This window comes from Kribbella swartbergensis (assembly GCF_054784135.1).
In genome coordinates, this window is sequence record NZ_BAAGPM010000022.1 from 527374 (window position 1) to 550028 (window position 22655).

General features: G+C 68.9%; 20 protein-coding genes and 1 tRNA gene. 9 read left to right on the top strand and 12 right to left on the bottom strand.

The annotated features are described in order from the left end of the window. Positions 1-312 precede the first annotated feature (312 nt). The gene (locus ACYVOK_RS21020; RefSeq protein WP_460664182.1) at positions 313-483 is read right to left on the bottom strand and encodes a hypothetical protein; all 171 of its coding nucleotides are present in this window, start codon (positions 481-483) and stop codon (positions 313-315) included. 94 nt (positions 484-577) lie between these two features. Here ACYVOK_RS21020 and ACYVOK_RS21025 point away from each other — a divergent pair. From ACYVOK_RS21025 to ACYVOK_RS21040, 4 genes are all read left to right on the top strand, one after another. Further along, positions 578-654: transfer RNA gene (locus ACYVOK_RS21025), tRNA-Ile, on the top strand. 64 nt (positions 655-718) lie between these two features. Further along, positions 719-1300 (top strand): hypothetical protein, encoded by a 582-nt coding sequence (locus ACYVOK_RS21030; RefSeq protein ID WP_460664183.1) that lies wholly within the window; start codon positions 719-721, stop codon positions 1298-1300. A 112-nt stretch (positions 1301-1412) separates the two neighbouring features. Then, entirely contained in the window at positions 1413-1781 is a 369-nt protein-coding gene (locus tag ACYVOK_RS21035) for a VOC family protein (RefSeq protein WP_460664184.1), read from the top strand. Positions 1782-1821: 40 nt separating this feature from the next. Further along, entirely contained in the window at positions 1822-2670 is an 849-nt protein-coding gene (locus ACYVOK_RS21040; RefSeq protein ID WP_460664185.1) for an AraC family transcriptional regulator, read from the top strand. A 29-nt stretch (positions 2671-2699) separates the two neighbouring features. Here ACYVOK_RS21040 and dnaG read toward each other — a convergent pair whose 3' ends face one another. Beyond that, entirely contained in the window at positions 2700-4586 is a 1887-nt protein-coding gene (gene dnaG / locus ACYVOK_RS21045) for a DNA primase (protein WP_460664186.1), read from the bottom strand. A gap of 64 nt (positions 4587-4650) precedes the next feature. Here dnaG and ACYVOK_RS21050 point away from each other — a divergent pair, with 64 nt between their 5' ends. Next, a complete protein-coding gene (locus ACYVOK_RS21050) occupies positions 4651-5502 on the top strand; it encodes a TolB family protein (protein ID WP_460664187.1) in 852 nt (283 codons plus the stop codon). Here ACYVOK_RS21050 and ACYVOK_RS21055 read toward each other — a convergent pair. Further along, positions 5499-6740, bottom strand: a complete 1242-nt coding sequence (locus tag ACYVOK_RS21055; protein ID WP_460664188.1) for an NAD(P)/FAD-dependent oxidoreductase — start codon at positions 6738-6740, stop codon at positions 5499-5501. The genes ACYVOK_RS21050 and ACYVOK_RS21055 overlap by 4 nt on opposite strands. Before the next feature lie 94 nt (positions 6741-6834). Between ACYVOK_RS21055 and ACYVOK_RS21060 the strand changes: the two genes are divergently transcribed. Continuing rightward, positions 6835-8757, top strand: a complete 1923-nt coding sequence (locus tag ACYVOK_RS21060; RefSeq protein ID WP_460664189.1) for an exo-alpha-sialidase — start codon at positions 6835-6837, stop codon at positions 8755-8757. A 25-nt stretch (positions 8758-8782) separates the two neighbouring features. On the opposite strand, the gene ACYVOK_RS21065 is transcribed toward ACYVOK_RS21060, so the two are convergent. Both ACYVOK_RS21065 and ACYVOK_RS21070 read right to left on the bottom strand, forming a co-directional pair. Beyond that, positions 8783-10009: a deoxyguanosinetriphosphate triphosphohydrolase gene (locus ACYVOK_RS21065; RefSeq protein WP_460664190.1), complete on the bottom strand. Its 1227-nt coding sequence runs from the start codon at positions 10007-10009 to the stop codon at positions 8783-8785. 81 nt (positions 10010-10090) lie between these two features. Continuing rightward, positions 10091-10513, bottom strand: a complete 423-nt coding sequence (locus ACYVOK_RS21070) for a Cif family virulence factor (RefSeq protein ID WP_460664191.1) — start codon at positions 10511-10513, stop codon at positions 10091-10093. 123 nt (positions 10514-10636) lie between these two features. On the opposite strand from ACYVOK_RS21070, the gene ACYVOK_RS21075 reads away from it, so the two are divergent. Continuing rightward, on the top strand, positions 10637-11383 hold the full coding sequence (locus tag ACYVOK_RS21075) for a DUF899 family protein (RefSeq protein ID WP_460664192.1): 747 nt from the start codon (positions 10637-10639) through the stop codon (positions 11381-11383). A 15-nt stretch (positions 11384-11398) separates the two neighbouring features. On the opposite strand, the gene ACYVOK_RS21080 is transcribed toward ACYVOK_RS21075, so the two are convergent. Both ACYVOK_RS21080 and ACYVOK_RS21085 read right to left on the bottom strand, forming a co-directional pair. Then, on the bottom strand, positions 11399-12001 hold the full coding sequence (locus ACYVOK_RS21080) for a dihydrofolate reductase family protein (protein WP_460664193.1): 603 nt from the start codon (positions 11999-12001) through the stop codon (positions 11399-11401). A gap of 46 nt (positions 12002-12047) precedes the next feature. Further along, positions 12048-12653, bottom strand: coding sequence for a TetR/AcrR family transcriptional regulator (locus ACYVOK_RS21085; RefSeq protein WP_460664194.1), 606 nt, complete (start codon positions 12651-12653; stop codon positions 12048-12050). A gap of 88 nt (positions 12654-12741) precedes the next feature. On the opposite strand from ACYVOK_RS21085, the gene ACYVOK_RS21090 reads away from it, so the two are divergent. Further along, complete coding sequence (locus ACYVOK_RS21090) at positions 12742-13596, top strand: alpha/beta hydrolase (protein WP_460664195.1); 855 nt, start codon at positions 12742-12744, stop codon at positions 13594-13596. Here the strand turns inward: ACYVOK_RS21090 and ACYVOK_RS21095 are convergent. Further along, a complete protein-coding gene (locus ACYVOK_RS21095; RefSeq protein WP_460664196.1) occupies positions 13561-15087 on the bottom strand; it encodes a helix-turn-helix domain-containing protein in 1527 nt (508 codons plus the stop codon). The genes ACYVOK_RS21090 and ACYVOK_RS21095 overlap by 36 nt on opposite strands. Positions 15088-15283: 196 nt before the next feature. Here ACYVOK_RS21095 and ACYVOK_RS21100 point away from each other — a divergent pair, with 196 nt between their 5' ends. Beyond that, positions 15284-16501, top strand: coding sequence for a hypothetical protein (locus ACYVOK_RS21100; RefSeq protein WP_460664197.1), 1218 nt, complete (start codon positions 15284-15286; stop codon positions 16499-16501). 13 nt (positions 16502-16514) lie between these two features. On the opposite strand, the gene ACYVOK_RS21105 is transcribed toward ACYVOK_RS21100, so the two are convergent. The 4 genes from ACYVOK_RS21105 to ACYVOK_RS21120 all read right to left on the bottom strand — a co-directional run bounded on the left by ACYVOK_RS21105 (position 16515) and on the right by ACYVOK_RS21120 (position 22653). Beyond that, on the bottom strand, positions 16515-16793 hold the full coding sequence (locus ACYVOK_RS21105; RefSeq protein WP_460664198.1) for a YciI family protein: 279 nt from the start codon (positions 16791-16793) through the stop codon (positions 16515-16517). 77 nt (positions 16794-16870) lie between these two features. After that, on the bottom strand, positions 16871-17725 hold the full coding sequence (locus ACYVOK_RS21110) for a class I SAM-dependent methyltransferase (RefSeq protein WP_460664199.1): 855 nt from the start codon (positions 17723-17725) through the stop codon (positions 16871-16873). Positions 17726-17768: 43 nt separating this feature from the next. Then, positions 17769-20420 (bottom strand): pyruvate, phosphate dikinase, encoded by a 2652-nt coding sequence (ppdK, locus tag ACYVOK_RS21115; protein ID WP_460664200.1) that lies wholly within the window; start codon positions 20418-20420, stop codon positions 17769-17771. Between the two features lie 277 nt (positions 20421-20697). Beyond that, positions 20698-22653 (bottom strand): vWA domain-containing protein, encoded by a 1956-nt coding sequence (locus ACYVOK_RS21120; RefSeq protein ID WP_460664201.1) that lies wholly within the window; start codon positions 22651-22653, stop codon positions 20698-20700. Positions 22654-22655 lie beyond the last annotated feature (2 nt).

Genomic DNA, 22655 nt, shown 5'->3' on the forward strand with positions numbered 1-22655 from the left:
ACGTTCCGCAGATCTCGCGATCCGACACGTTTCCGTGGGTCCGCCGTTCCACCGCGCTTCCACGTCGTACGACCTCCGCAGCGGGCGCAGCCCGCCTCACCCGGCCGGCCCGCCTGCGAGGTCAGACCGAACAGCCCTCGACCGGGTCGGCGAGGGCTGTTGGTGGCGCGTGGGAGCATGTCGGCTCCACGCGGCATGACGAAACTCGAGTTGTTACGCGCAGCCGGTCAACCCGCAATCACGCCTCGGGCCAAGCCCGACGTCTGCGAGATCCGGGCGCCGGTTCCGGCGGGGAACACAAAGGTTCGTGGCTCACCGCTCCTTGCGGCGGTCGATGGCGCGTTGGATGCGGTGCTGCGGCTGCCCGGTCAGCTTCGCGATCAACGGGACGCGGTACTTGTACGCCGCGATCGCGCCCACCACGAGCACGAGAAATATGAACCAGCCCATCGGACTTCCCTTCGTCGGACCTGCCTCCATCATGCCTGGTTCCTGGTCATCACCCCTCAGTCACACCCCTGACCCACCCCTGGTTTCATGCCCCACCCACCCAGACCAGATACGATCTCCCGCACACGGGGCGGTAGCTCAGCCGGTTAGAGCAGAGGACTCATAATCCTTGGGTCGTGGGTTCGAGTCCCACCCGCCCTACCACGGAGACCACGGGTCAGCGGGGCTGACCGTTGGCCGGTGGCGCGACAGCAGGTCAGGAGACAGCGTGGTCGAGCCGATCATCCAGCGGGGTATCAAGATTGCCGGCGAGAATCCGATGATTGTTCTCTATCGGGCCGGCAGTGACGACATCGTCGTACTGGTGAGCATGTGGACGGCGCGGTACTCGCCCGTTGGGTCGGGTCGCGCGTTGCTGATCTGGGCCGATCCCGTGGAGTCAGGGCTTGGGGACAGCGCGCCGGTCGGGATGTACGCCGACAATCCGGAGTTGGCGCTGTATGTCTGGGAGCACTTCTACCGCGACTACGACCGGATCCGTGGACGCGGCATCGAGACGAACCCGCCGGTCCCGGCCAGGTTCGCAGAGGTCGCCGGCGGCGACCGGTTCCATCGGATCACCTGCGTCGCCGCCAACACGACGATCGAGCTCGAGTGGCGGGATGTGCTCGATTGCTTCCAGGTGACGACACGCCTCACCGGGTTCGAGACCTCGGCTGTCGGTTGCCCGTGCGCCGCGGCAGAGGTGCGCGTGAACGGCGTCGCGGCCCGCGGCGAGGTCCACCAGCCGGAAGGCTGGTTCGGCAGTTCCGCAGCGCTGGCCTTCGCCGAAACCTGGCGCGAAATCTGACCCCGCTGTACGACGCATTGCGGGGATATTGCCGATTCGTTCAATCCCGACCGCTGGGGTGACGGCAAGGATGCAGGTATCCGTCGACGTCACAGAAAGAGGGTTGTGTCGAATGCCTTCAGCCAAGCACGGAAAGATCTGCTACATCGTCATGCCCAGCGGGGACCCGCAGCGGTCCGGTGCGTTCTACCAGACGGTCTTCGGTTGGAATGTCCGGACTCGCGGCGACGGTGCGGCCGCCTTCGACGACTCCACCGGCGAAGTCTCCGGGACCTGGACGACCGATCGTCCGCCGGCACGCGACGGCACTCTCGACGTGCACATCATGGTCGACGACCTCCACCAGGCCATCGCCTCCATCCGTGCGGCCGGCGGCACGGTGAACGACAGCGACGTACACACCGAGCGGGAGCACTGGGCTGTGTTCAGCGACCCGGACGGCAACCGGCTCGGGATCTACCAGCAGGGCAGCGGCGCCTGACGTCTGGCTTGACCGACGGCCAATCGTTACGTTTGGCGGTATGCCACCGGTGTCGGACTCCGCCGTGGGTCGTCCGCACCCGGGCTTGGAAGGCCTGGTCGTCGGCTACAGCGGGACTGCACTCGAAGGGTTCAGTCCCGGGATCCACATCGGTACGCCGGGCCTGACACTGCCGCTGATCTTGACGTTGCACGACCGTCCGGTGGTCCAGCTCCGCCACTCCGGCGACCGCAATCCGCAGACGTACACGGCTCTGGTCGCCGGGCTTCGCATGGCTCCGGTGCTGATCGATCATGCAAGCTCCGCAGCGACGTTGTCGGTTCAGCTCAGTCCTCGGGGCGTCCAGGTTCTGTTCGGCGTACCGGCGAGCGAGTTGGTAAGCCTCTCCGTCCATACCGCCGATCTCCTCGGTCCCTCGATCGAGCGACTGCAGCAGCGGTTGGAAGACCTGCACGACTGGCCCAGCAGGTTCGCAGCCGTGGACGCCTACTTGCTGAGTCGGCGGGAAGATCGCCCACCGGAGCCCACGCTGGCGGATGGTGCGTGGCAGCTGATCAATGCCGAGCATGGCCGACTGACTGTCAAGGCGTTGGCGGAACGTCTCGGAAGCCCTCCACGCACCCTGTACGCCGGCATGATCAGACACGTCGGGATCGGGCCGAAGGCGCTGTCACGCCTGGCCCGGTTCGGCGCAGCCCGCCAGATCGTTCACAGCCGGCTGCTGAGCCGATCACCGAATCCGACGCTGGCCGTGATCGCTGCTGACTGCGGATACGCGGACGAGGCGCACCTCATCCGGGACTGGAAGGCCTTCGCAGGCAGCACACCCACGGGCTGGCGGGAGCACGACGACCTCGCCTTCCACCAAGCTCACACCAACCGCCAGTAAGGCCAACCCAACAGGCCATTCCGTCGTCTTCAGAGGGCGCCGGAGATGGCTTTCTTGCGGAGGTCGGAGCGGTAGGCCTCGAGGGCGATGAGCTCGCCGAACATGCGGTTGTAGTCGTCGGCCCGGTCGATCGGGTTGGTGCGCTGGAGCTTGGATTTGAGGTCCTGGATGCGGCGCGCGCAGGTCAGTTCCTGCAGCCGGGCCAGCAGGGCCAGCGCGTACGCCTCGTCCGGTTCGCGGCCCAGGCGGAGCGGGTCGACCGCGAGCGCACCAACCACGGCGGCGGCGGGATCGTTGCCTACGGCATCGCGTACGGCGATCACCCACGCCTCACCCGGAGGCGCCGCGGCCGGACCACCCGCCTTCGCCATCGCGGCGCGGATCGCGGCCAGCCACGGATGCGTGAAGTCCTGGTCGTCCAGCTCGTCGAATGCGACCCCGACGAGTGCCGGATGCTGCATCGCGACCTTGAGCACGTCCCACTCGATCACGAACCGCTGGTCCCGCGGCGACGGCACATCCACCCGTGGCGGCGGCGCCGCGGCGTTCTCGGTCTGGATCGTGACGCGTTCACCGGTGGGACGCGACGCCGCCCGATACACCTCCGTGCGAACCTGGTCGACCTCCATGCCCAGGTGGCCGGCGAGCTCTCGCGTGAACGCCTCCACCTTCGACCGGTCGCGGATGCTGACCACCAGCCGCGCGGCATCCCGCAAGGCGTCGATCCGGGTGTCCGCGCGGTCCAGGTCGTACTTCGACAGCACGTTGGTGAGCACGAACCGGTACAGCGGGACCCGCCGCCCGATCAGCTCGCGGACCGCGGCGTCGCCCTTCTGCAGCCGCAGGTCGCACGGGTCGAGTCCGTCCGGCTCCACCGCGACGTACGTCTGCGACGCGAACGCCTGGTCCCCCGCGAACGCCTTCAGCGCCGCCCGCTGACCGGCCTCGTCACCGTCGAAGGTGAAGATGACCTCGCCGCGGAACTGGTCGTGGTCCAGCAGCAACTGGCGCAACACCCGCGCGTGGTCCTCGCCGAACGACGTACCGCAGGTGGCCACGGCCGTCTGCACACCGGCCAGGTGACACGCCATCACGTCCGTGTAGCCCTCGACGACCACGGCTTGCCGACCCTTGGCGATCTCGCGGCGGGCGAGGTCGACGCCGTACAGGACCTTGGACTTCTTGTAGATCGCGGTCTCGGGGGTGTTCAGGTACTTCGCTTCGATCCGGTCGTCGTCGAACAGCCGCCGGGCACCGAACCCGATCACCTCCGACGAGGCGTCCCGGATCGGCCACATCAGCCGGCCGCGGAACCGGTCGTACAGCCCGCGCTGGCCCTCGGCCGAGAGCCCGGCCGCGACCAGCTCGGCATTGCTGAACCCACGCCCGCGCAGATGGTTGGTCAGCGCCTCGCCGCCGCGCGGCGAGAACCCGACCCCGAAGTGCACCGCGGCGTCCTTGTCGAAACCGCGCTTGTCCAGGAACTGCCGCCCGAGCGCCGCGTCGGCGGCGCCGAACAGTTGCTCGACGTAGAACTCGGCGGCGACCCGGTGCGCCTCGACCAACCGCGGCCGCTGGTTCGCCGGGCCGCGCTGCACCGGCGCGCCGGAGTCCTCGTAGCGGAGCTGGATGCCGACCTTCGCGGCCAGCGTCTCGACCGCCTCGTGGAAGGTGATCTGGTCGATCTTCTGGATGAAGTCGATGACGTCGCCGCCCTCTTGGCAGCCGAAGCAGTAGAAGAAGCCGCGGGACGGGGTGACGTTGAACGACGGCGACTTCTCGTCGTGGAACGGGCACAGCCCCTTGAGCGAGCCCCCGCCGGCGTTCTTCAAGGTCACGTACGAGCCGACGATGTCGTCGATCCGGGCGCGCTCGCGCACCAGCGCGATGTCCTCGTCCTTGATCCTGCCTGCCACGCCGTGAGTCTACGATCATTCCCAAGCCATCCGCCCGACGGTACGACGATCTGGGGAAAACCGCATGCCGAGAACCTTGCGCGACGGTCAACGGGCCGAGCTCTACGTCGTCGACGTGACCACCGGGGACCGGCGGCTCGTCCACAGTTCGTCCAGCCTGCTCTTCGAGGCGCCGAACTGGACTCCCGACGGCCGGCTGCTCGTCAACGGCGACGGTCGCCTGTTCGCGGTCACGCCGGACGGGCTGACCGAGATCGACCTCGGCGGGGTGCCGCCGATCAACAACGACCACGTCCTGAGCCCGGACGGTACGACGATCTACGTGTCGGCAGATGACGGACACCTGTACGCCGTGCCGCTCGAAGGCGGTTCCCCGCGACGGGTGAGCAACGACCGCGGCCCTGGATTCCACCACTACCTGCACGGGGTTTCGCCGGACGGCAGCACGCTCGCCTACATCGGGCTGGACTGGGCCGGCGACCGGCGGATCACCAACGTGTGGACGATCCCGTCGGCGGGCGGCGCCGACGTACAGATCACGAACGACGAGTACGCCGACGACGGCTCGGAGTACAGCCTGGACGGGAAGTGGATCTACTTCAACTCCGAGCGAGCCGGCCACGCACAGCTGTTCCGGATCTCGGTCGGCACCGGTGAGGTCGAGCAGCTGACCTTCGACGAGCGGGTCAACTGGTTCCCGCATCCTGCGCCGGACGGCTCCGCAATCGCCTACGTCAGCTTCCCGCCGGGGACGCAGGGCCATCCGGCGGATGTGGACGACGTACGGCTCCGGCTGCTGACCCCGCAGGGTGAGATTCGCGAGATCGCGACGCTGTTCGGCGGCCAGGGCACGATGAACGTGCCGAGCTGGTCACCGGACAGCAACTCCTTCGCGTACGTCGCCTATCCGATCTAGAGGTCCGCGAGATCGATCGAGGGGTCGGCGAGCCGAGCCGGATCGAGCTGCTTCCGGGAGCGGATCAGGTCCTGAACGGCGTCGATCGCACCCCACGTGTTGACGTGCATCCCGGCGAGCAGCCGCTGGTCGTCGTCGAGCCAGAAGGCGAGATACGCGCCCGACGCCGGATCACCGCGCAGCACCACCTGGTACGACGTGCCGCGCGGAACGTCACCGGCATACTCCATGCCGAGGTCGTACTGGTCTGTGTAGAAGAACGGGATCGCGTCGTGCGCGACGTCCTGTCCGAGCATCGCCTTGGCCGCGGACTTCCCGGTGTCCTTCGCGTTCTGCCAGTGCTCGACTCGGACCGGCCGGCCGAGCAACGGGTGTTCCCACCGGACCACGTCGCCGGCCGCGTACACGTCCTCCGCCGAGGTGCGCAGGTCCGGACCGGTCACGATGCCGGAGCCGTTGTCCGGGGTGGCGACCTCGATTCCGGCCTCTGCGGCCAGCTCGGTGTTCGGCTGTACGCCGACGCCGACGATCACCAGGTCGGCCGGGATCACCTCGCCGTTGGAGGTCCGGACTCCGGTCACCTTGTCGGTACCTTCGAACGCCTCGACACCGGTACCGAACCTCAACGTCACCCCATGCTGCCGGTGCAGCTCGGCGAACAGCCCGCCGACCTGCTGACCGAGCACCGCGGCCAGCGCGGTGGACTGCGGCTCGACGATCGTCACCTCGCAGCCGCGCTCCCGGGCGGCCGAGGCGGCCTCGAGACCGATCCAGCCCGCGCCGACCACGACCACCCGCGGCTTGGCGGCGTACGCGTCGGTGAGAGCCTGGGACTCGTCGGCGGTGCGTAGGTAGTGGATGCCGGCCAGGCCGGCTCCCGGTACGTCGAGGCGCCGTACGCGGCTCCCGGTCGCGATGAGGAGCTTGCTGTAGGAGACCTGTGAGCCGTCGTCCAGCGTGACGGTGCGGGCCGCGGCGTCGATTCCGGTGACCGTCGTACCGAGGCGCAGGTCGATGCTGTTGTCGACGTACCACTGCTGGTCGTGCAGTTGCGCGACGTCGGTCTGGTCCTTGCCGAGCAGGACGCCCTTGGACAACGGTGGTCGCTCGTACGGCAGCCTCGTCTCGCTGCCGATCAGAACGATGCCGCCGCTCCACCCGTTGTTCCTGAGCTCTTCGGCCGCGGTCGTACCCGCGAGACTCGCGCCGACGATGACAATCTGCTCTGCATCAGCCATACGCCGACTCTAGTCGCCGAGCTCTTGTCGCCGGCTCGTCGGCTCGCTACCTTGTCGCAGGACATCATACGTCCTATGTCCTGTCTGGAGAGCTATGCGCACCACCGCCCTGGGCCGCCTCGCGGCCGCCGCCCTGCTCGTGCTCGCACCGCTCGCCGCCGCGCCGGCGGCCTCCGCGCGGGAAGCCCCACCACCGGCCGCCGACTTGTCGGACACCGCCGGTGGACCAGACGACGCGGCGCCGTTCGTCGAGGACGGCGTTCTGTTCCAGCAACGGACGAACGGGTACGCCTGCTTCCGGATCCCGGCGATCGTGCGGGCGACGAACGGCACGGTGCTGGCGTTCGCGGAGGGACGCGTCGCGGACTGCGGTGACGACGGCGACATCGACGTCGTACTGCGGCGATCGACCGACGGCGGCAAGACGTGGGGTCCGCTGCAGGTGGTGTCCGAAGGCAACGGCAGCACCCACGGCAACCCCGTGCCGATTGTCGACAGTCGGACCGGCCGGATCGTCCTCGTGACGACGCACAACGGTCCGGCGCCGTGTACGAACGGCTGCGACCGCGACCCGTACGTCCAGACCAGCGACGACTTCGGCGCGACCTGGACGGCGGCGCGTGAACTGACCGAGGGCAAACTGCCGAACTGGAACTTCTGGTACGCGACCGGTCCGATGCACGGCATCCAGTTGCAGCACGGTCCACACGCGGGTCGTCTGATCGTCGGCGCGAGCTTCGAGACGTACGACGGTGCCGGAGCGCACGTCTACGGCACGCACCTGCTGTACAGCGACGACTCGGGCCAGACCTGGCACATCGGCGCGACCACGTCCCGCGACGACGGCACGGTCATCGCTCAGGAGGTGACTGTGGTCGAGCTGACCGACGGCCGGATCTACGCACTGGCGCGCGAACGCGGCACGGATCCGGGCAGTCGCGCGTACGCGATCAGCAGTGACGGCGGCGAAACCTTCGACAAGCCCTTCAGGACGCTGCCCCGGCTCGTCATGCCCGACGTCCAGGGATCGCTGCTGCGGTTCAGTTCGCGCAAGGACGGCGACCGCCGCAACCGCATCCTGTTCTCCGCCCCGGCCCATCCGTCCGCGCGCGAGGTGATGACGATCCGTTCGTCGTACGACGAGGCGCGGACGTGGGAGAGCTGGAACGAGGGCAAGGTGCTCTACTGGGGCCCGACGGCGTACTCCGACATGGTCCGGCTCGACGGCGACCAGGCGGCCCTGCTGTACGAGGCGGGTGCCTGGACTCCGTACGAGACGATCCGGTACGCACGGTTCAACGAGGCGTACCTGGAGACTCCGAACGGCACTCCGCCGGGGATTCCCGCTCCGCCCGCGCCCGGGCCGACCACGCCGGACGCCGGGCCGGCCGGCAACCCGGCGTACGTCCGCGGCGGCGCCTCGCTTGCCCCAGGCAAGTTCGGGACCGGGATCGCGCTCGACGGAGTGGACGACCACGTCGAGGTCCCGTTCGACCGATCGATCGACCTCGGCGCGGAAGACTTCACGCTGACCTCGTGGATCAAGTACGGCGCGACCACGGGGGCGCACTCGATCCTGTGGGGCTACCGGGTCGGCTGTTGCACGACGCCGGCGTTCTGGCTGCGCGCCGAGCCGGAGAGCAAGCGGATCCGGGCGATGCTGATCGTCGACCGGTACACCGTCAGCATCCAGTCGGCGTCGGCGTACAACGACAACCAGTGGCATCACGTGGTGCTGCAGCGGGCCGGCGGCAGGTTGCGCCTGCTGGTCGACGGTGCCGAGGTGGCCTCGGCCGTCGCGCCGCCCGGCTCGGTGACGGCGGGCAAGGAGTTCGGCGTGCAGGGCATCCACGTGGGCCAGCGGCTCGACGGGGTCAACCGCTTCCACGGCACGATCGACGAGGTCCGCGTCTACCGCCGGGCGCTGTCGACCGCCGAACTCGACCAGATCCGCACCACCAACGAACCCATCCGCACCCAACTGGGCCTCGACCTTCCGTTCACCACCGTCAATTGACGGTGGTGCCCACAGCCTGGCGCGGTCAGTTCACCAACTGGGCGTGCCAGGCTTGGGCGGAGGGGTCGGTCAGGGATGCGACCTGGTCGACGACGACTCGGAGGCGGGCGTTGTCGTCGGGGGCTTCGGCGAAGTCGGCTTTGAAGGGGGTGTCGAGGTGGAGCGGGGCCGTCTTCCACAACGCCTCGACCAGTTCGGTGAGCAGTTCGCGTTGCGAGGCCCGGCGGGCTTGGCGTTCGGGTGAGTTCAGGACGTGGAACATGCCCACGCCCTTGAGCAGGCCGATCTCGACGCGGATGCCGTCGGGGACGACCAGATCGGCCTCGTAGCGGATCAGCCGGGAGCGGCCGAAGACCACGTGCGTCGCCTGCTCGGCCGCGGTGCAGAAGCGGCCGATCAGCTGACTGGTCAGGTCCTTCAACCCGCCGAGCGCCCGGCGGCTGTCGTCGAACGGCGCGGCAGGCCAGTACGGCAGACCGGTCAGCCGCGCCCAACCCTCGTCCAGCTCCGCATCCGTTGCCTCCGGCAGATAGAGCCGCCGGACGATCTCCCAGTACGGCGCCCGGTCCGCCCCGACCGCGGCCAGGTCGATGCGGTGGGCAACGATCCCGTCCTCGACGTCGTGCACCGAGTAGGCGACGTCGTCGGCGAAGTCCATCACCTGCGCCTCGAGACACCGCCGCTCGCCGACGCCCTGGCGCAACCACTCGAAGACGGCGAGATCGTCGTCGTACACGCCGAACTTCCGCTCCCCCGGCCGGCGCGGCCACGGGTACTTCGTGGCGGCGTCCAGCGTTGCCCGGCTGAGGTTGAGGCCGACACTGCGGCCGGCCGGGTCGAACGCCTTCGACTCCAGCCGCGTCAGCAGCCGCAACGTCTGCGCGTTGCCCTCGAACCCGCCGATCTCCGCCGCGACCTGGTCGAGCGCCCGCTCACCGTTGTGCCCGAAGGGCGGATGCCCGAGGTCGTGTGCCAGACAGGCGGCGTCCACGATGTCCGGATCGCAACCGAGCGTCGCAGCCAGTTCCCGGCCGATCTGCGCGACCTCGAGGCTGTGCGTCAGCCGATTGCGGACGAAGTCGTCAGTGCCGGCCGTCACGACCTGCGTCTTGGCGGCGAGGCGTCTCAGCGCGGCACTGTGCAGCACGCGGGCGCGATCGCGAGCGAAGGCGGTCCGCCCCGGTCGTTTGACCGGCTCCGCCACCCACCGCTCGGCGTCGTGCTCGTCGTACCACTCATGCTGCTTCCTCATCACCGTTCACAGTAGCCGCAGCCACCGACATTCCGGTGAGCTTCGGGGACCCTTGCGGACAAGGGCCCCCGAAGGCACGACTCAGCCCCAGCCGCCCTGGACCATGGTCTGGAACTTCCACTCGCCGCCGACCTTCACCAGCAGATCGCCGTACCGGATCGGCTGGGTCTGGCCGTCGTACGTCATGGTGCCGTCGCTGATCACGAAGACCAGGTCGGCCGACAGGAAGTGCGGCGTCCGGGTGGTCTCGAGTTTCACGTCACCGCCACCGCCCATCACCTGCTCCATCTGGGCCAGGTACGCCGCCCGGTCCAACTGGTCGGCCCGGCCGTTGCCCTTGCCGTCGTCGGTCACCTCGTTCAGCGGGAACAGCGCCAGGTCCGCCATCCCCTCGTAGTCACGCGCGTCCGCCAGCGCGTCGTACCGCTCGAACCACGCCCGCACGCTGGCCAGGTCGTCCTCGGTGGGCACGAATCCCGTCGTTCCGGGCATCGTCTCAGTCAAACCGGCTCCTCAATATCGGAAACTTCGTACAGTGTACCCAGTTTTGCGCCGGCGCCAAACCTCGGCCCCGAAAAGTCGTCCGGACCGTGTCGAGACCCACCGGGCGGCTCCGACGTCCCAGGCATGACCGACAACAACACGCAACCACAGGCCACCGGCCTGCCTCCGATCGTCGACCGTGCGACGTTCCAGGCGGCCATCGACGAACTCCGCGTCCGGGAGAAGGCGCACACCCGCGAAGGCGACGCGATCGCCGCCGCACGGAGGCGGCTGCCGATGGTCGAGGTGGACGCCACGACCGAACTGATCGGCCCCGACGGACCGGTCACGCTCCTCGACGCCTTCGAAGGCCGCAAACAGCTCATCGCGTACTACTTCATGTGGCACCCAGGCCATCCCGCCGCCGAACAGTGCCAGGGCTGCACGTGGTGCAACACGCACGTGTCCGAGTTGTCCTACCTGCACTCCCGCGACATCACGTACGCCGTCTTCTGCCAGGGCCCCTACGACGAAAGCCGCCGGTACCACGAGTTCATGGGCTGGACGATGCCGTGGTACTCGGCAATGGACTCGCTGGACACCCTCCTGATCGGGCGGAAGAAGGGCATGATGCACCTGGTCTGCTACGTCCGCGACGGGGACCGGGTGTTCGAGACCTGGTGGACGACGATCCGCGGCGTCGAGGTGATGGACAACAGCTACTCGCTGATGGACCTCACCGTGTACGGGCGCCAGGAGGAGCACGAGGACTCGCCGGAGGGCTGGCCGCAACCGTGGGAGGTCGGCGGCCTGACCGCCAACGGACGACCCATCTCCCAGTGGTCACGCGTCGAGGCCGGCCGCAACGACGACCTCACCGCGGACCACTGAGCAACCACTGAGCGGTCACGACAGGCAGTAGCGCAGCCAGACGACGCCCCCTTCGAAGACCTCGGTGCCGGCGGGCTGCAGGTCCAACTCGCGCCCCTCGGACCAGCGTTGGCCGGAGCCGACAACTACCGGGTGGACCAGGATAGCCAACTCGTCGACCAGCGACAGGTCGAGGAGTGCGCCCAGCAGGCCACCGCCGGAGTCGACCCGGACGACCCGAGCCCCGCGGTCTCCGAGGGTGTCCAGGACCTCGACCAGATCGACCCGGTCGTAGCCGGTGATGAGCTCGCCCGTCGTACTGTCCGGCGGGCGGGCCGGCGTCTGGTCGGCGTACAGGGCAAGGACGTCGGACCAGTAGCCGAGTTGTCGCAGCCCGTCCCACTCGCGGACCCGCGCCCGGCTGTCGACGACGGCGAGCAGCGGCCCGTCGGCCCGCGGACCGGGGTGCGGAGCCGACCGTACGGCGGCCTCCTGCGCCAGGATCGTGTCGGCGCCGACCAGTGTCACGTCCTCCTGCCACAGCGTCGCCAGCGCGTAGAAGCGGGCGAGATCGACGTCGAACCCGGACGTCCTCCCGTCGAGCGACACCGCCACCTGAGCCACCACATGAGGCCGCATACGGACAAGCTAGGCGCCGCCACCGACAGTCTGCCCGACCTACCGCTCAGGCCGCGGCCGCCTCCAGCCGAGCCCGGATCGCCTGACGAGCGTGCGTGTACGGCGCTTCGCCGCCGTGCAGGATCGACGCCAGGTTGGCCGCCTCGTAGTACGCGTTGAGGTCGAAGGCCAGCTGCGCCGGATCCGCATCCAGCTGCCCGAGCTCGACCGCTTCCCGCACGGACGTCTCGAGCAGTGCCATCCATTCCAGATGAACGGCGGCCATCGCCTCGTGCACCGCCCCGGTCCGGGCGCCGAACTCGTGGGACACCTTGGCGAAGAAGCAGCCGCCGGGGAACACCCTCCGGCGTGAGTAGTCGAGCCAGCACTCACTCAGTGCCCGGAGCCGGGCGAGACCGGGCTCGACCTCCAGCGCCGGCGTCACCACGGCATCGGCGTAGATCCGCCGCGCGGCCCGGATCGTGGCGAGCTGGAGCTCCTCCTTCGAGCCGAAGTGCGCGAACAGCCCGCTCTTGCTGATCCCGAGCTCGGTGGCCAGCCGCCCGATCGACAGGCCTTCGAGCCCGTCGACCGAGGCGATGTCGACCGCCTTGCGCAGCACGGCGCGACGGGTTTGATCTCCCCGCACCAACCGCCCGTCGACCTTGTCCACGACTCCCGATCCTAATGCTGTTGACGTGAGCGCCATGACAAACTAATAATACGACCGTTCGTATAGTTTGCAGTCAAGGGAGAACCCCATGCGGAACCTGGTCCGGGCAGGACTGTCGACCATCGGAACGGTCTCGCCTCGACTGGCCGGCTGGGCCGCCTTCGAGCTGTGGCGCCGCCCGCTCGCCCGCGGCCGGGTCCGCGAGTCCGAGCGCGCGATCCACGAAGCCGCCCGGGTCGAGGTCGTCGACGGAATCGTCACGTACGCCTGGGGTGACGGCCGCCGGCCGGTCCTGCTCGTCCACGGCTGGCGCTCACGCGCCTCCAGGTACGCCGGCTTCGTCACCCGGCTGCTCGAACTCGGCTACAGCCCGATCTCGTACGACGGCCCGGGCCATGGCGACACGAAACAGCCGATGGGTACGATCCTCGACCACCAGCGCATCATCACCGGGCTGGCCGAGAAGCATGGCCACTTCGAAGGGGTGATCGCGCACTCGCTGGGCGTGCCGTTCGCGCTGTACGCCGTACGCCAAGGCGTCCCCGCGGAGCGGATCGTCTCGATCAGCGGGTTCGCGGACTTCGGCTACCTGGTCGACAAGTTCAGCCTCGAGCTGGGCCTGAAGCCCAAGGTGCAGGCCGAGCTGAGGCGCTCCATCGAGCGCGGGTTGTTCGGCGGCGACCCGGACATCTGGACCAAGTTCTCGGTCGGGCCGGGTGACGCCGACCTGCTGGTGATCCACAACGACGTCGACGACGTGGTCGACCCGGCGCAGGTCGCCGTACTGCTCGCGTCGTACGGACCGAAGGCGCGCTTCTCCGCCAAGACGGGACTCGGCCACGGCCGGATCCTCGCGGACCCGGCCGTGATCGACGAGGCGGTGACCTTCGTGGCGGTCCGGGACGAGCTAGATGTCGCGGAAGGTCTCGATCTGAGCGCCTAGCGAGTTGAGCCGGGTGGCGAGGTCCTCGTAGCCGCGGTTGATCACGTAGACGCTGCGCAGCACCGACGTACCCTTCGCGGCCATCATCGCGATCAGCGTGACGACGGCCGGCCGCAGCGCCGGCGGGCACATGATCTCGGCACCGGAGAAGTGCGTCGGACCCTCGACCATCACCCGGTGCGGGTCGAGCAGCTTGACCCGGCCGCCGAGCTTGTTCAGGTCGGTCAGGTAGATCGCCCGGTTCTCGTAGACCCAGTCGTGGATCAGCGTCTGCCCGGTCGCGGTCGCCGCGATCACCGCGAAGAACGGCAGGTTGTCGATGTTCAGGCCGGGGAACGGCATCGGGTGGATCTTGTCGATCGGCGCATGCAGCCGGGACGGCCGGGTGGTCAGGTCGACCAGCCGGGTGCGGCCGTTCTCGGCCAGGTACTCCTCGCTGCGGCTGTAGTCGAGGCCCATCTCCTCCAGCAGCGCCAGCTCGATCTCGAGGAACTCGATCGGCGCCCGCCGGATGGTGATCTCCGAACCGGTCACGATCGCGGCGGTGAGCAGGCTCATCGCCTCGATCGGGTCCTCCGACGGCGCGTAGTCGACGTCCACGTCGATCTCGGCCTTGCCGTGCACGGTCAGCGTCGTGGTCCCGATGCCGTCGATCTTCACGCCGAGCAGGTCGAGGTAGAAGCACAGGTCCTGGACCATGTAGTTCGAGCTGGCGTTGCGGATCACCGTGACCCCGTCGTACCGGGCCGCGGCCATCAGCGCGTTCTCGGTCACCGTGTCGCCGCGCTCGGTCAGCACGATCGGCTTGCCCGGCGTCACCGCCCGGTTCACCAGCGCGTGGTACTCGCCGCCGGTCGCCTTCACGTCCAGCCCGAACGGCCGCAGCGCCGCCATGTGCGGCTCGACGGTCCGGGTGCCGAGGTCGCAGCCGCCGGCGTACGGGAGCTGGAAGGTGTCCTCGCGGTGCAGCAGCGGGCCGAGGAACATGATGATCGAACGGGTCCGGCGGGCGGCCTCGGCGTCCATCGCGGCCAGGTCGAGGTGGGCCGGCGGGACGATCTCCAGGTCGCCGGCGTCGTTCAGCCAGGTGGTCCGGACGCCGATCGAGTTGAGCACCTCGAGCAGCCGGTTGACCTCCTCGATCCGGGCCACCTTGCGCAGCGTGGTGCGGCCTTTGTTCAGCAGGCTGGCGCACAGCAGCGCGACACCGGCGTTCTTGCTGGACTTGACGTCGATCGACCCGGACAGCTGACGGCCACCGGCCACCCGAAGGTGGACCGGGCCGCCGCCGAGAGAGACAATTTCGGAGTCGAGTGCCTCGCCGATCCGGGCGAGCATCTCGAGGGTGAGGTTCTGATGACCCTTCTCGATCCTGTTCACCGCACTCTGGCTGGTGTTCAGTACCTCCGCGAGTTGCGCCTGCGTCCATCCGCGGTGCTTGCGGGCGTCCCGGATGAGATTGCCGATCCGGCTCAGGTAGTCATCACTCATGCGCCGGACCTTATCTCACATGTGAGATATCCCAGTGCGGACCCGCCGGTATCAGCGTAGCCAATGTCACGCCCGCCCGATCGGCCACCCCCGGCCGCTGACGGCGCAGCGAAACAGCAGCCCCCTACCGACTGTTGAGACCGCCTCCGCCTACAGTTACCCCCAACTCCCGCCGCCCTCCGGAGAGGATCAGCAGATGCCCGACGACACCTCCGCCGCGGTGATGAACGAGTTCGAGGCGGAGTCGTGGCCGCTCGAGGCGGCGGCGGACAGCCTGCACCAGGTGATCGACGGCTTCCAGAACGGCGACACCCGGCCGCTGGTGATCGGCGACGGCGACCAGCCGGTGCTGGTCGTGCTGGCGATCGCGGACCTGGCCGACTTCCGGGCCCGGATCGCGGAACTGCTGGCGAACCCGGTCGACGCCGGCTGGCTACGCTACTACCTGCGCTCCCACTTCGACATGAGCTCCGAGCGGCTGATCGAGTTGCTCGGCGTCGACACCGACCACGGCCTGTCCTCCCTGGCCAGCCAGGTGAACGTCGAGCAGGCCGCCGTACTGCTGCCCGATCATCTGCGCCGGACCGAGGCCGGCGGGAACCCGCTGATGCTGATCGGCGACGGGATGATGGCGACCGCGGCGCTGGTCGCGTTCCCGGCGTTCCAGGTACTGCTCGCGATGGAGAACGAGGGCAAGGTCGAGGACGACTCCTGCGCGCACGACGACGAGGAGAAGCCGACCACGCCCCTCGAAGTGCTGGCCGAGCGGCTCGGGCCGGTGGCAACGCAACTCGTCGCCCAGATCAACGCGGGCCGCGAGCCCGGCCTGCCGCGGTACGAGCTGCACTTCGAGGACGACCTGGTCGAGCACCTGCGCGACCTGGAGGCGCGCGCGGAGAAGGCTCCGGGCGGCGGTGCGTACGACGAGCTGAACGATCTGCTGCACCAGTTCGACGAGATGCGCAGCGGGCTGGTCGAGGTCGAGGAGGACGAGCCGGCCGAGGCGCCGTACCTGGAGGCGACCGACCTGAAGGCCGCGCTGCCGGAGCTGCGGGACAACTTCCGCAACGGTTCCGACGACCCGTACCTGATCGGGCTCGACGGCCGTCCGCTCGCCGGACTGATCACCTTCGACCTCTACGAGGAGCTGCAGAAGGTGTCCGTCGAGCTGGACGGCACCGACGAGGCGCCGGTGCTGCCGCTCCCCCAGCCGCGCTGGGAGCACGGACCGCGCCTGCTGCCGTTCGAAGCCGCGATCGAGGTCTGCGAAGCCGTGATCGAGGACATCTCGAACGGCGAGGCGTCGATGGTGTTCGTCGCCGACGAGGACGGCGAACCCGAACTCGTGCTCGCCCCCATCGTCTGGCTCTGGGCGTACGTCGACCACCTCGACCTCGAAGCCACCGACGCCTGATCCCTCGGCAGCGTCAGCTCAGGGGGAACAGCGGTTGCCACTCCGCGAGGGTTGCGATCTCGTAGACGTTCGCCGGGGTGTACGGGTCCTTCGCGAGGATGTCGCGCAGCTCGGCCTCGTCCGCGACGTCGTACACCAGCAGCGCGCCGGTCTGGTCGGTGAACGGTCCGGCGGCCACCAGCTTGCCGGCTTCCTTGAGCGAGGTGAGGTACTCGCGGTGGGCCGGACGGACCTCCATCCGGCGGTCGGTCTCGGCGAGGTCGAAGCGCAGTTGCACGACAAAGAGGGCCATGCCGAAAACCCTACACGGCCTGCACTGCAAGGGAATTTGGTGCGGGAAGGGTGTCACGAGCCGCCACAGCGGCTGGTTCAGGTCAGACCCGAAAGTCGACGAGTGATCGCCCTTCCCGCCCGGTCATTTTCACCGCTCGACGAGCCGCTATGCAAGGGGTTGGTCAAGGAAATTGCTGCGGACAGTTGAGTCAGGTAACGCTTGGTGATCGAACCGCCCGCAGCGTCGATCAGGGCGCCGATACAGCCGTACAGTCCGTCACGCCGCTCGGTTGTCAAGGCCCGGTGACCGGAGTACGACGACAACACGTCGAGATACTCCGCGGTCGAATAGGTCAGTTCCCATTCGTACCGCCGGAACTCCACCGGCCCGAAGCGGCCGCCGGCGTCGATCTCCGACGAATCCTGCGGGATGGCGTCCGCTGGCTGCAGACCGGTGGTGTCCGCGTCGTCCATGAATTGCTGGTAGCAGCGCATCGCGTCCGCGAAGATCTGCACGCTGCCGCCGAGGATGTGCTCGGTCGACACCACCGCGAGGATCCCGCCCGGGCGCAGTACGTCGGCACACCGCGCCACCCGGGTCGCCGGGTCGAGCCAGTGGAACGCGGTCGCCGAGATGACCAGGTCGTACGACGCGGCCGGCAACTCCACCGTGTCGAAGTCCGCCACGACGACCTCGACGTCTGGCAGCTTGGCCTGGGCGAGCCGAGCCAGGTCGGGACTCAGCTCGACCGCGGTGACCGACCAGCCGCGCTCGACCATCGGGCCCGTCGCCTGTCCCGCGCCGGGTCCGATCTCCAGCACCCGGACCTCGTCCCGATGCCCGAGCAGGTCCGCGAGGTCGTCGTACAGGGCCGGTGGGTACGTCGGTCTGACCCGGTCGTACAACTCGGCGTCTTCCCCGAACGTCTGGCGCAGCTGCTCCCGGTTCATGCCCGAAGACTAGTGAGCACGAACCGGTGAGCGCCGCCGGTTCTCAGTCCAGGGCGGAACGGCCGGCCTCCAGCCGCGCGACCGGGATCCGGAACGGCGAACAGGACACGTAGTCCAGCCCCACCTCGTGGAAGAAGTGGATGCTGTCCGGGTCGCCGCCGTGTTCGCCGCAGATGCCGAGCTTGAGGTCGGGCTTGGTCTCGCGGCCGCGCTCGACGCCGGTCCGGACCAGGGCACCGACCCCCTCGCGGTCGATCGACTCGAACGGCGACACCGCGAAGATGCCCTTCTCCAGGTAGCGGGCGAAGAACGCGCCCTCGACGTCGTCGCGGCTGAAGCCCCACGTGGTCTGGGTCAGGTCGTTGGTCCCGAACGAGAAGAAGTCGGCCGCCTCGGCGATCTGGTCCGCGATCACCGCGGCCCGCGGCAGCTCGATCATCGTGCCGATCGGCAGCTGCCACTCCACGCCCACCTCGGCGAGCACGGCTTCCACCTCGTCGCGGGCCAGGTGCAGCTCCTGGACGGCGCCGACCAGCGGGATCATGATCTCCGGCCGCGGATCCTTGCCCTGCTGCTTCAGCTCGACCGCCGCGGACGCGATCGCCCGCACCTGCATCGCGAACAGGCCGGGGATGACCAGCCCGAGCCGGACCCCGCGCAGGCCGAGCATCGGGTTCTCCTCGTGCAGCCGCTCGACCGCGGCCAGCAGCGCGGCGTCGTGTCCGGGGTCCTCACCCCGTTCGCGCGCCACCGCGACCTTGACCGCCAGCTCCTCCATCGACGGCAGGAACTCGTGCAGCGGCGGGTCGATCAGCCGGATCGTCACCGGCAGCCCGTCCATCGCGGCCAGCAACTCGAGGAAGTCGCCGCGCTGCAACGGCTCGAGCTCGGCCAGCGCGGCCTCCCGGTCGGCGTCGTTGTCGGCCAGGATCAGCCGCTCGACCGCTTCCCGGCGCTCGCCCAGGAACATGTGCTCGGTCCGGCACAGCCCGATCCCCTCGGCGCCGAACCGCCGGGCCCGGGCCGCGTCGTCGGCGGTGTCCGCGTTCGTCCGTACGCCGAGGCGCCGTACCTCGTCCGCATGCGTGATGAGCCGGTGGACCGCCGCGACCAGCTCGTCGCTGTCCGGGTCCAGCGAGCCCTCGAAGTACTGGACCACCGGAGACGGGACGACCGGGACCTCGCCGCGGAACACCTCACCGGTGGTGCCGTCGATCGAAATCGTCTCTCCTGCCCTGATCACCGTGCCGTTCACCTTGATGGTGCCCTGGGCAACATTCACGTCGAGTTCCTCGGCACCGCAGACACAGGTCTTGCCCATGCCGCGGGCGACCACCGCCGCGTGCGAGGTCTTCCCGCCGCGGCTGGTCAGGATGCCCTGCGCCGCGATCATGCCGTGCAGGTCGTCCGGGTTCGTCTCGCGCCGGACCAGAATCACCTTCTCGCCGTTCTCCGCGGCCTCGACCGCGGCGGCCGAGGTGAACACGACCTTGCCCGAGGCCGCACCCGGGGACGCGCCGATCGCCTTGGTGATCCGCTCCTTGTCCGCGTCCGCGTCGAACCGCGGGAACATCAGCTGCGCCAGCTGGGCGCCCTTCACCCGGCGCAGCGCATCGTCGGTGTCGATCACGCCCTCGTCGATCAGGCTGGTCGCGATCCGGAACGCCGCCGCCGCGGTCCGCTTGCCGACCCGGGTCTGCAGCATCCACAGCTTGCCGCGCTCGATGGTGAACTCGATGTCGCACAGGTCGCGGTAGTGCCCCTCGAGTTTGGCCATGATCGCCATCAGGTCGTCGTACGACGTCTTGTCGAGCTGCTCGAGGTCCGCGAGCGGAACGGTGTTGCGGATGCCGGCCACCACGTCCTCGCCCTGCGCGTTCTGCAGGTAGTCGCCGTACACGCCGGGCTGGCCGGTGGCGGGGTCGCGGGTGAACGCGACGCCGGTGCCGGAGTCCATGCCGAGGTTGCCGAACACCATCGAGCAGATGGTGACGGCCGTACCGAGGTCGGCGGGGATCCGCTCCTGGCGGCGGTAGAGCACGGCCCGATCGGAGTTCCAGGACCGGAACACGGCCTCGATCGCGAGGTCCATCTGGGTCCGCGGGTCCTGCGGGAACTCGCGACCGGTGTGTTCGTGCACCGCGCGCTTGAACGTCTTGACCAGGGCCTCGAGGTCGTCGGCGTCCAGGTCGAGGTCGTTGCGGGTGCCCTTGGCCTCCTTGGCCGCCTCGATCGCATCCTCGAACACGTCGCCGTCCATGCCGAGCACGGTCTTGCCGAACATCTGGATCAGCCGGCGGTAGGCGTCCCAGGCGAACCGCGGGTTGCCGGACTGGTGCGCGAGCCCGTTCACCGAGTCGTCGTTGAGGCCGACGTTGAGAACCGTCTCCATCATGCCGGGCATCGACACCGCCGCACCGGAACGCACCGACACCAGCAGCGGGTCGTCGGCCTGGCCGAGTTTCTTGCCCATCGCCTGCTGCAACGCGTCGACGTGGTGGTCGATCTCGTCCGCCAGTTCGGGCGGAACCGCGCCGGTGGCCAGGTACACACGGCAGGCCTCGGCGGTGATCGTGAAGCCGGGTGGCACCGGGAGACCGAGGTTCGTCATCTCGGCCAGGTTCGCCCCCTTCCCGCCGAGCAGTTCCTTCATGTCCTTGTTGCCTTCGGCGAAGTCGTAGACGAGTTTCGGCACGATCACTCCCTGGGTTTCAGGCGGTGTAGGCGCGGTGAGATGGCCCGCTGGCCCATCGACTCCGGCGGCGGGGGCGTGTTTTCAGAGTAAGCCCAAAAACCAGTCCAGTTGAACACTGGTCTCACCATGTCGACGTGACTCTGCCCACAGGTCGAAGGCCGGAAAACCCTTCCCTGGTTGACAACGCGAGACAATCGGCACGTTTCCCACGGAAACGCAGAAGCAGGGTGTCATCCACCGTGGAGATGGGTAACACCCTGCTTCCGGGGTCGTGCCGCTACAGCTTGCGGCGGGTCCGCAGGTAGTCGCCGACGACGGCTGCTCCCAGGCCGTCGAGGTCGGGGGCCAGGACGCGGCCGCCGCTTCTGCGGGCCAGCAGGTCGACGAAGGCGTTGAGGCGTGGGTCGTCGCCGAGGCGGAAGACAGTCAGCGAAGCGCCGAGCTTGGCCAGGCGGTCCACCTCGAAGATCGTCTTCCGCAACGTGGCCGGCTCGGGTGGATACGAGAACTCCGCCGCGCCGTCCGGCTCCAGGTGCGCGGTCGGCTCGCCGTCGGTCACCATCAACACGACCGGTTGGGCGTCCGGGTGCCGACGGAGGTGGCGGCCGGCCAGCAGCAGGGCGTGATGCGCGTTCGTCCCCTGCTCCCAGGCGCCTTCCAGCCCGATCAACTGCGGTAGCTCGACGACTTCGGCGTACCGCCCGAAGGTGATCAACTGGAGTGCGTCGTTGCGGTAGCGGGTGGAGATGAGTTGGTGCAGCGCGAGCGCCGTACGCTTCATCGGCAGCCAGCGGCCCTCCTGCACCATCGACCACGACGTGTCCACCAGCAACGCGACCGCGGCCCGCGCCCGGTGCTCGGTCTCCGCGATCTCCACATCGGCCACGTCGAGCTTGACCGACCCACTGCGCGAGGCGGTGCGCAGTACGGCGTTCCGCACCGTGCGGGGCACGTCCCACGGCTGGGTGTCCCCGAACTGCCAAGGACGGCTCGACCCGCTCAGCTCGCCGGCCGCGCCGGCGTTCGCCGCGTCCCGCTCACCCGAGCCGCGGGCGGTCCGCAGTACGTCGGCCAGCGCCGTCTGACCGAGTTGGCGCAGAGCTTTCGGCGACAACCGCAGCGAACCGTCAGGCGCGCGCTCCAGCAGCCCCTGCTCACGAAGCTGCCGTTCGAGCTCGCTCAGCCGACGGGCATCGACCGTCGCCTCCTCGCCGAGCTGCCGGGTGAGCGCATCGAGATCGATGTCCTCCAGCCGCGCGCCCGGATAGGACTGCGCGAGCTGCTCGGCCAGCGCGTCCAGCTCGGCCAGATCCGACATCGCCCGCGCACCATCGGCGAGACCGAGCGGATCGTCGCCACTCATCCGGGCCGAACCACTCCAGTCCTCCCCCGGCCTCAGCGCCTGCAGTTGCGCGTCCAGCTGTGAAAGCTGCTGGGCGAGCTGCGGACTGCCGAACGCCTGCTGCGACAACTCCATCAACTCGGCCCGCTGCTCGGGGGTCATCGAGTTCAGCATCCGCTGCGCCGCGGCCGCCCGCTGCGCCAGGACGTCGATCAGCTCGTCGACGTTCTGCGGATTCTCGGGGAAGAACTCGCCGTGCTCGGCCATGAACTCGTCGAACAGCTGCGGGACCTCCGGCCGGTCCTGGGCGTGCGCCGCGAGCAACGCGTTCAGGTCGGTCAGCATCTCGTTGATCCGGGCAACGTCCTCGGGCGTGGTCTGCTGCAGCGCCTCCTTCATGCCCTCGAACCGCGACCCGAGCAGCTCCCGGCCGAGCAGCTCCCGGATCTGCTCGTACTTCTGCCGCGCCTCGGAAGACTCCCACTGGTAGTTGGCCAGCTCCCGTACGGCGGCCGCCGTACCGGACGGAAGGGCGTCGAGCTCGGCCTCCTTGAAGCGGGCCTCGTCGGACGGGTTCGGGAACAGTTCGCGCCGCTCGGCCTCGAGTGCCTCGTCCAGCAATCGCTGCACGTCGCGCAGCGTCCCGTCGAGGTTGTGACGCCGCTGGATCTCGCGGCGGCGCTCCCACAGCCTGCGGGTGAGGTCGTCCAGGCCCTGCATGTCCCGGGTGCCGCGCCGGAGCAGTTCCTCCAGCGCGGACCGGGGTGACGAACCACCCATCACGTCGCGGCCGATCTCGTCCAGCGCGTCACGCAGGTCCACCGGCGGCGCCAGCGGATCCGGCCCGTCGTGCCACGGCCCGTACGACCACCCTTCCGGTAGCACACTCATGG

Bases quoted from the DNA above. Each gene is read 5' to 3' on its own strand.
- ACYVOK_RS21060 (WP_460664189.1), top strand. From the start codon at position 6,835: ATGCGCACCACCGCCCTGGGCCGCCTCGCGGCCGCCGCCCTGCTCGTG.
- ACYVOK_RS21035 (WP_460664184.1), top strand. From the start codon at position 1,413: ATGCCTTCAGCCAAGCACGGAAAGATCTGCTACATCGTCATGCCCAGC.
- ACYVOK_RS21100 (WP_460664197.1), top strand. From the start codon at position 15,284: ATGCCCGACGACACCTCCGCCGCGGTGATGAACGAGTTCGAGGCGGAG.
- ACYVOK_RS21055 (WP_460664188.1), bottom strand. From the start codon at position 6,740: ATGGCTGATGCAGAGCAGATTGTCATCGTCGGCGCGAGTCTCGCGGGT.
- ACYVOK_RS21110 (WP_460664199.1), bottom strand. From the start codon at position 17,725: ATGAACCGGGAGCAGCTGCGCCAGACGTTCGGGGAAGACGCCGAGTTG.
- ACYVOK_RS21105 (WP_460664198.1), bottom strand. From the start codon at position 16,793: ATGGCCCTCTTTGTCGTGCAACTGCGCTTCGACCTCGCCGAGACCGAC.
- ACYVOK_RS21095 (WP_460664196.1), bottom strand. From the start codon at position 15,087: ATGAGTGATGACTACCTGAGCCGGATCGGCAATCTCATCCGGGACGCC.
- ACYVOK_RS21020 (WP_460664182.1), bottom strand. From the start codon at position 483: ATGATGGAGGCAGGTCCGACGAAGGGAAGTCCGATGGGCTGGTTCATA.
- ACYVOK_RS21040 (WP_460664185.1), top strand. From the start codon at position 1,822: ATGCCACCGGTGTCGGACTCCGCCGTGGGTCGTCCGCACCCGGGCTTG.
- ACYVOK_RS21080 (WP_460664193.1), bottom strand. From the start codon at position 12,001: ATGCGGCCTCATGTGGTGGCTCAGGTGGCGGTGTCGCTCGACGGGAGG.
- ACYVOK_RS21075 (WP_460664192.1), top strand. From the start codon at position 10,637: ATGACCGACAACAACACGCAACCACAGGCCACCGGCCTGCCTCCGATC.
- ACYVOK_RS21090 (WP_460664195.1), top strand. From the start codon at position 12,742: ATGCGGAACCTGGTCCGGGCAGGACTGTCGACCATCGGAACGGTCTCG.
- ACYVOK_RS21065 (WP_460664190.1), bottom strand. From the start codon at position 10,009: ATGAGGAAGCAGCATGAGTGGTACGACGAGCACGACGCCGAGCGGTGG.
- ACYVOK_RS21120 (WP_460664201.1), bottom strand. From the start codon at position 22,653: ATGAGTGTGCTACCGGAAGGGTGGTCGTACGGGCCGTGGCACGACGGG.
- ACYVOK_RS21050 (WP_460664187.1), top strand. From the start codon at position 4,651: ATGCCGAGAACCTTGCGCGACGGTCAACGGGCCGAGCTCTACGTCGTC.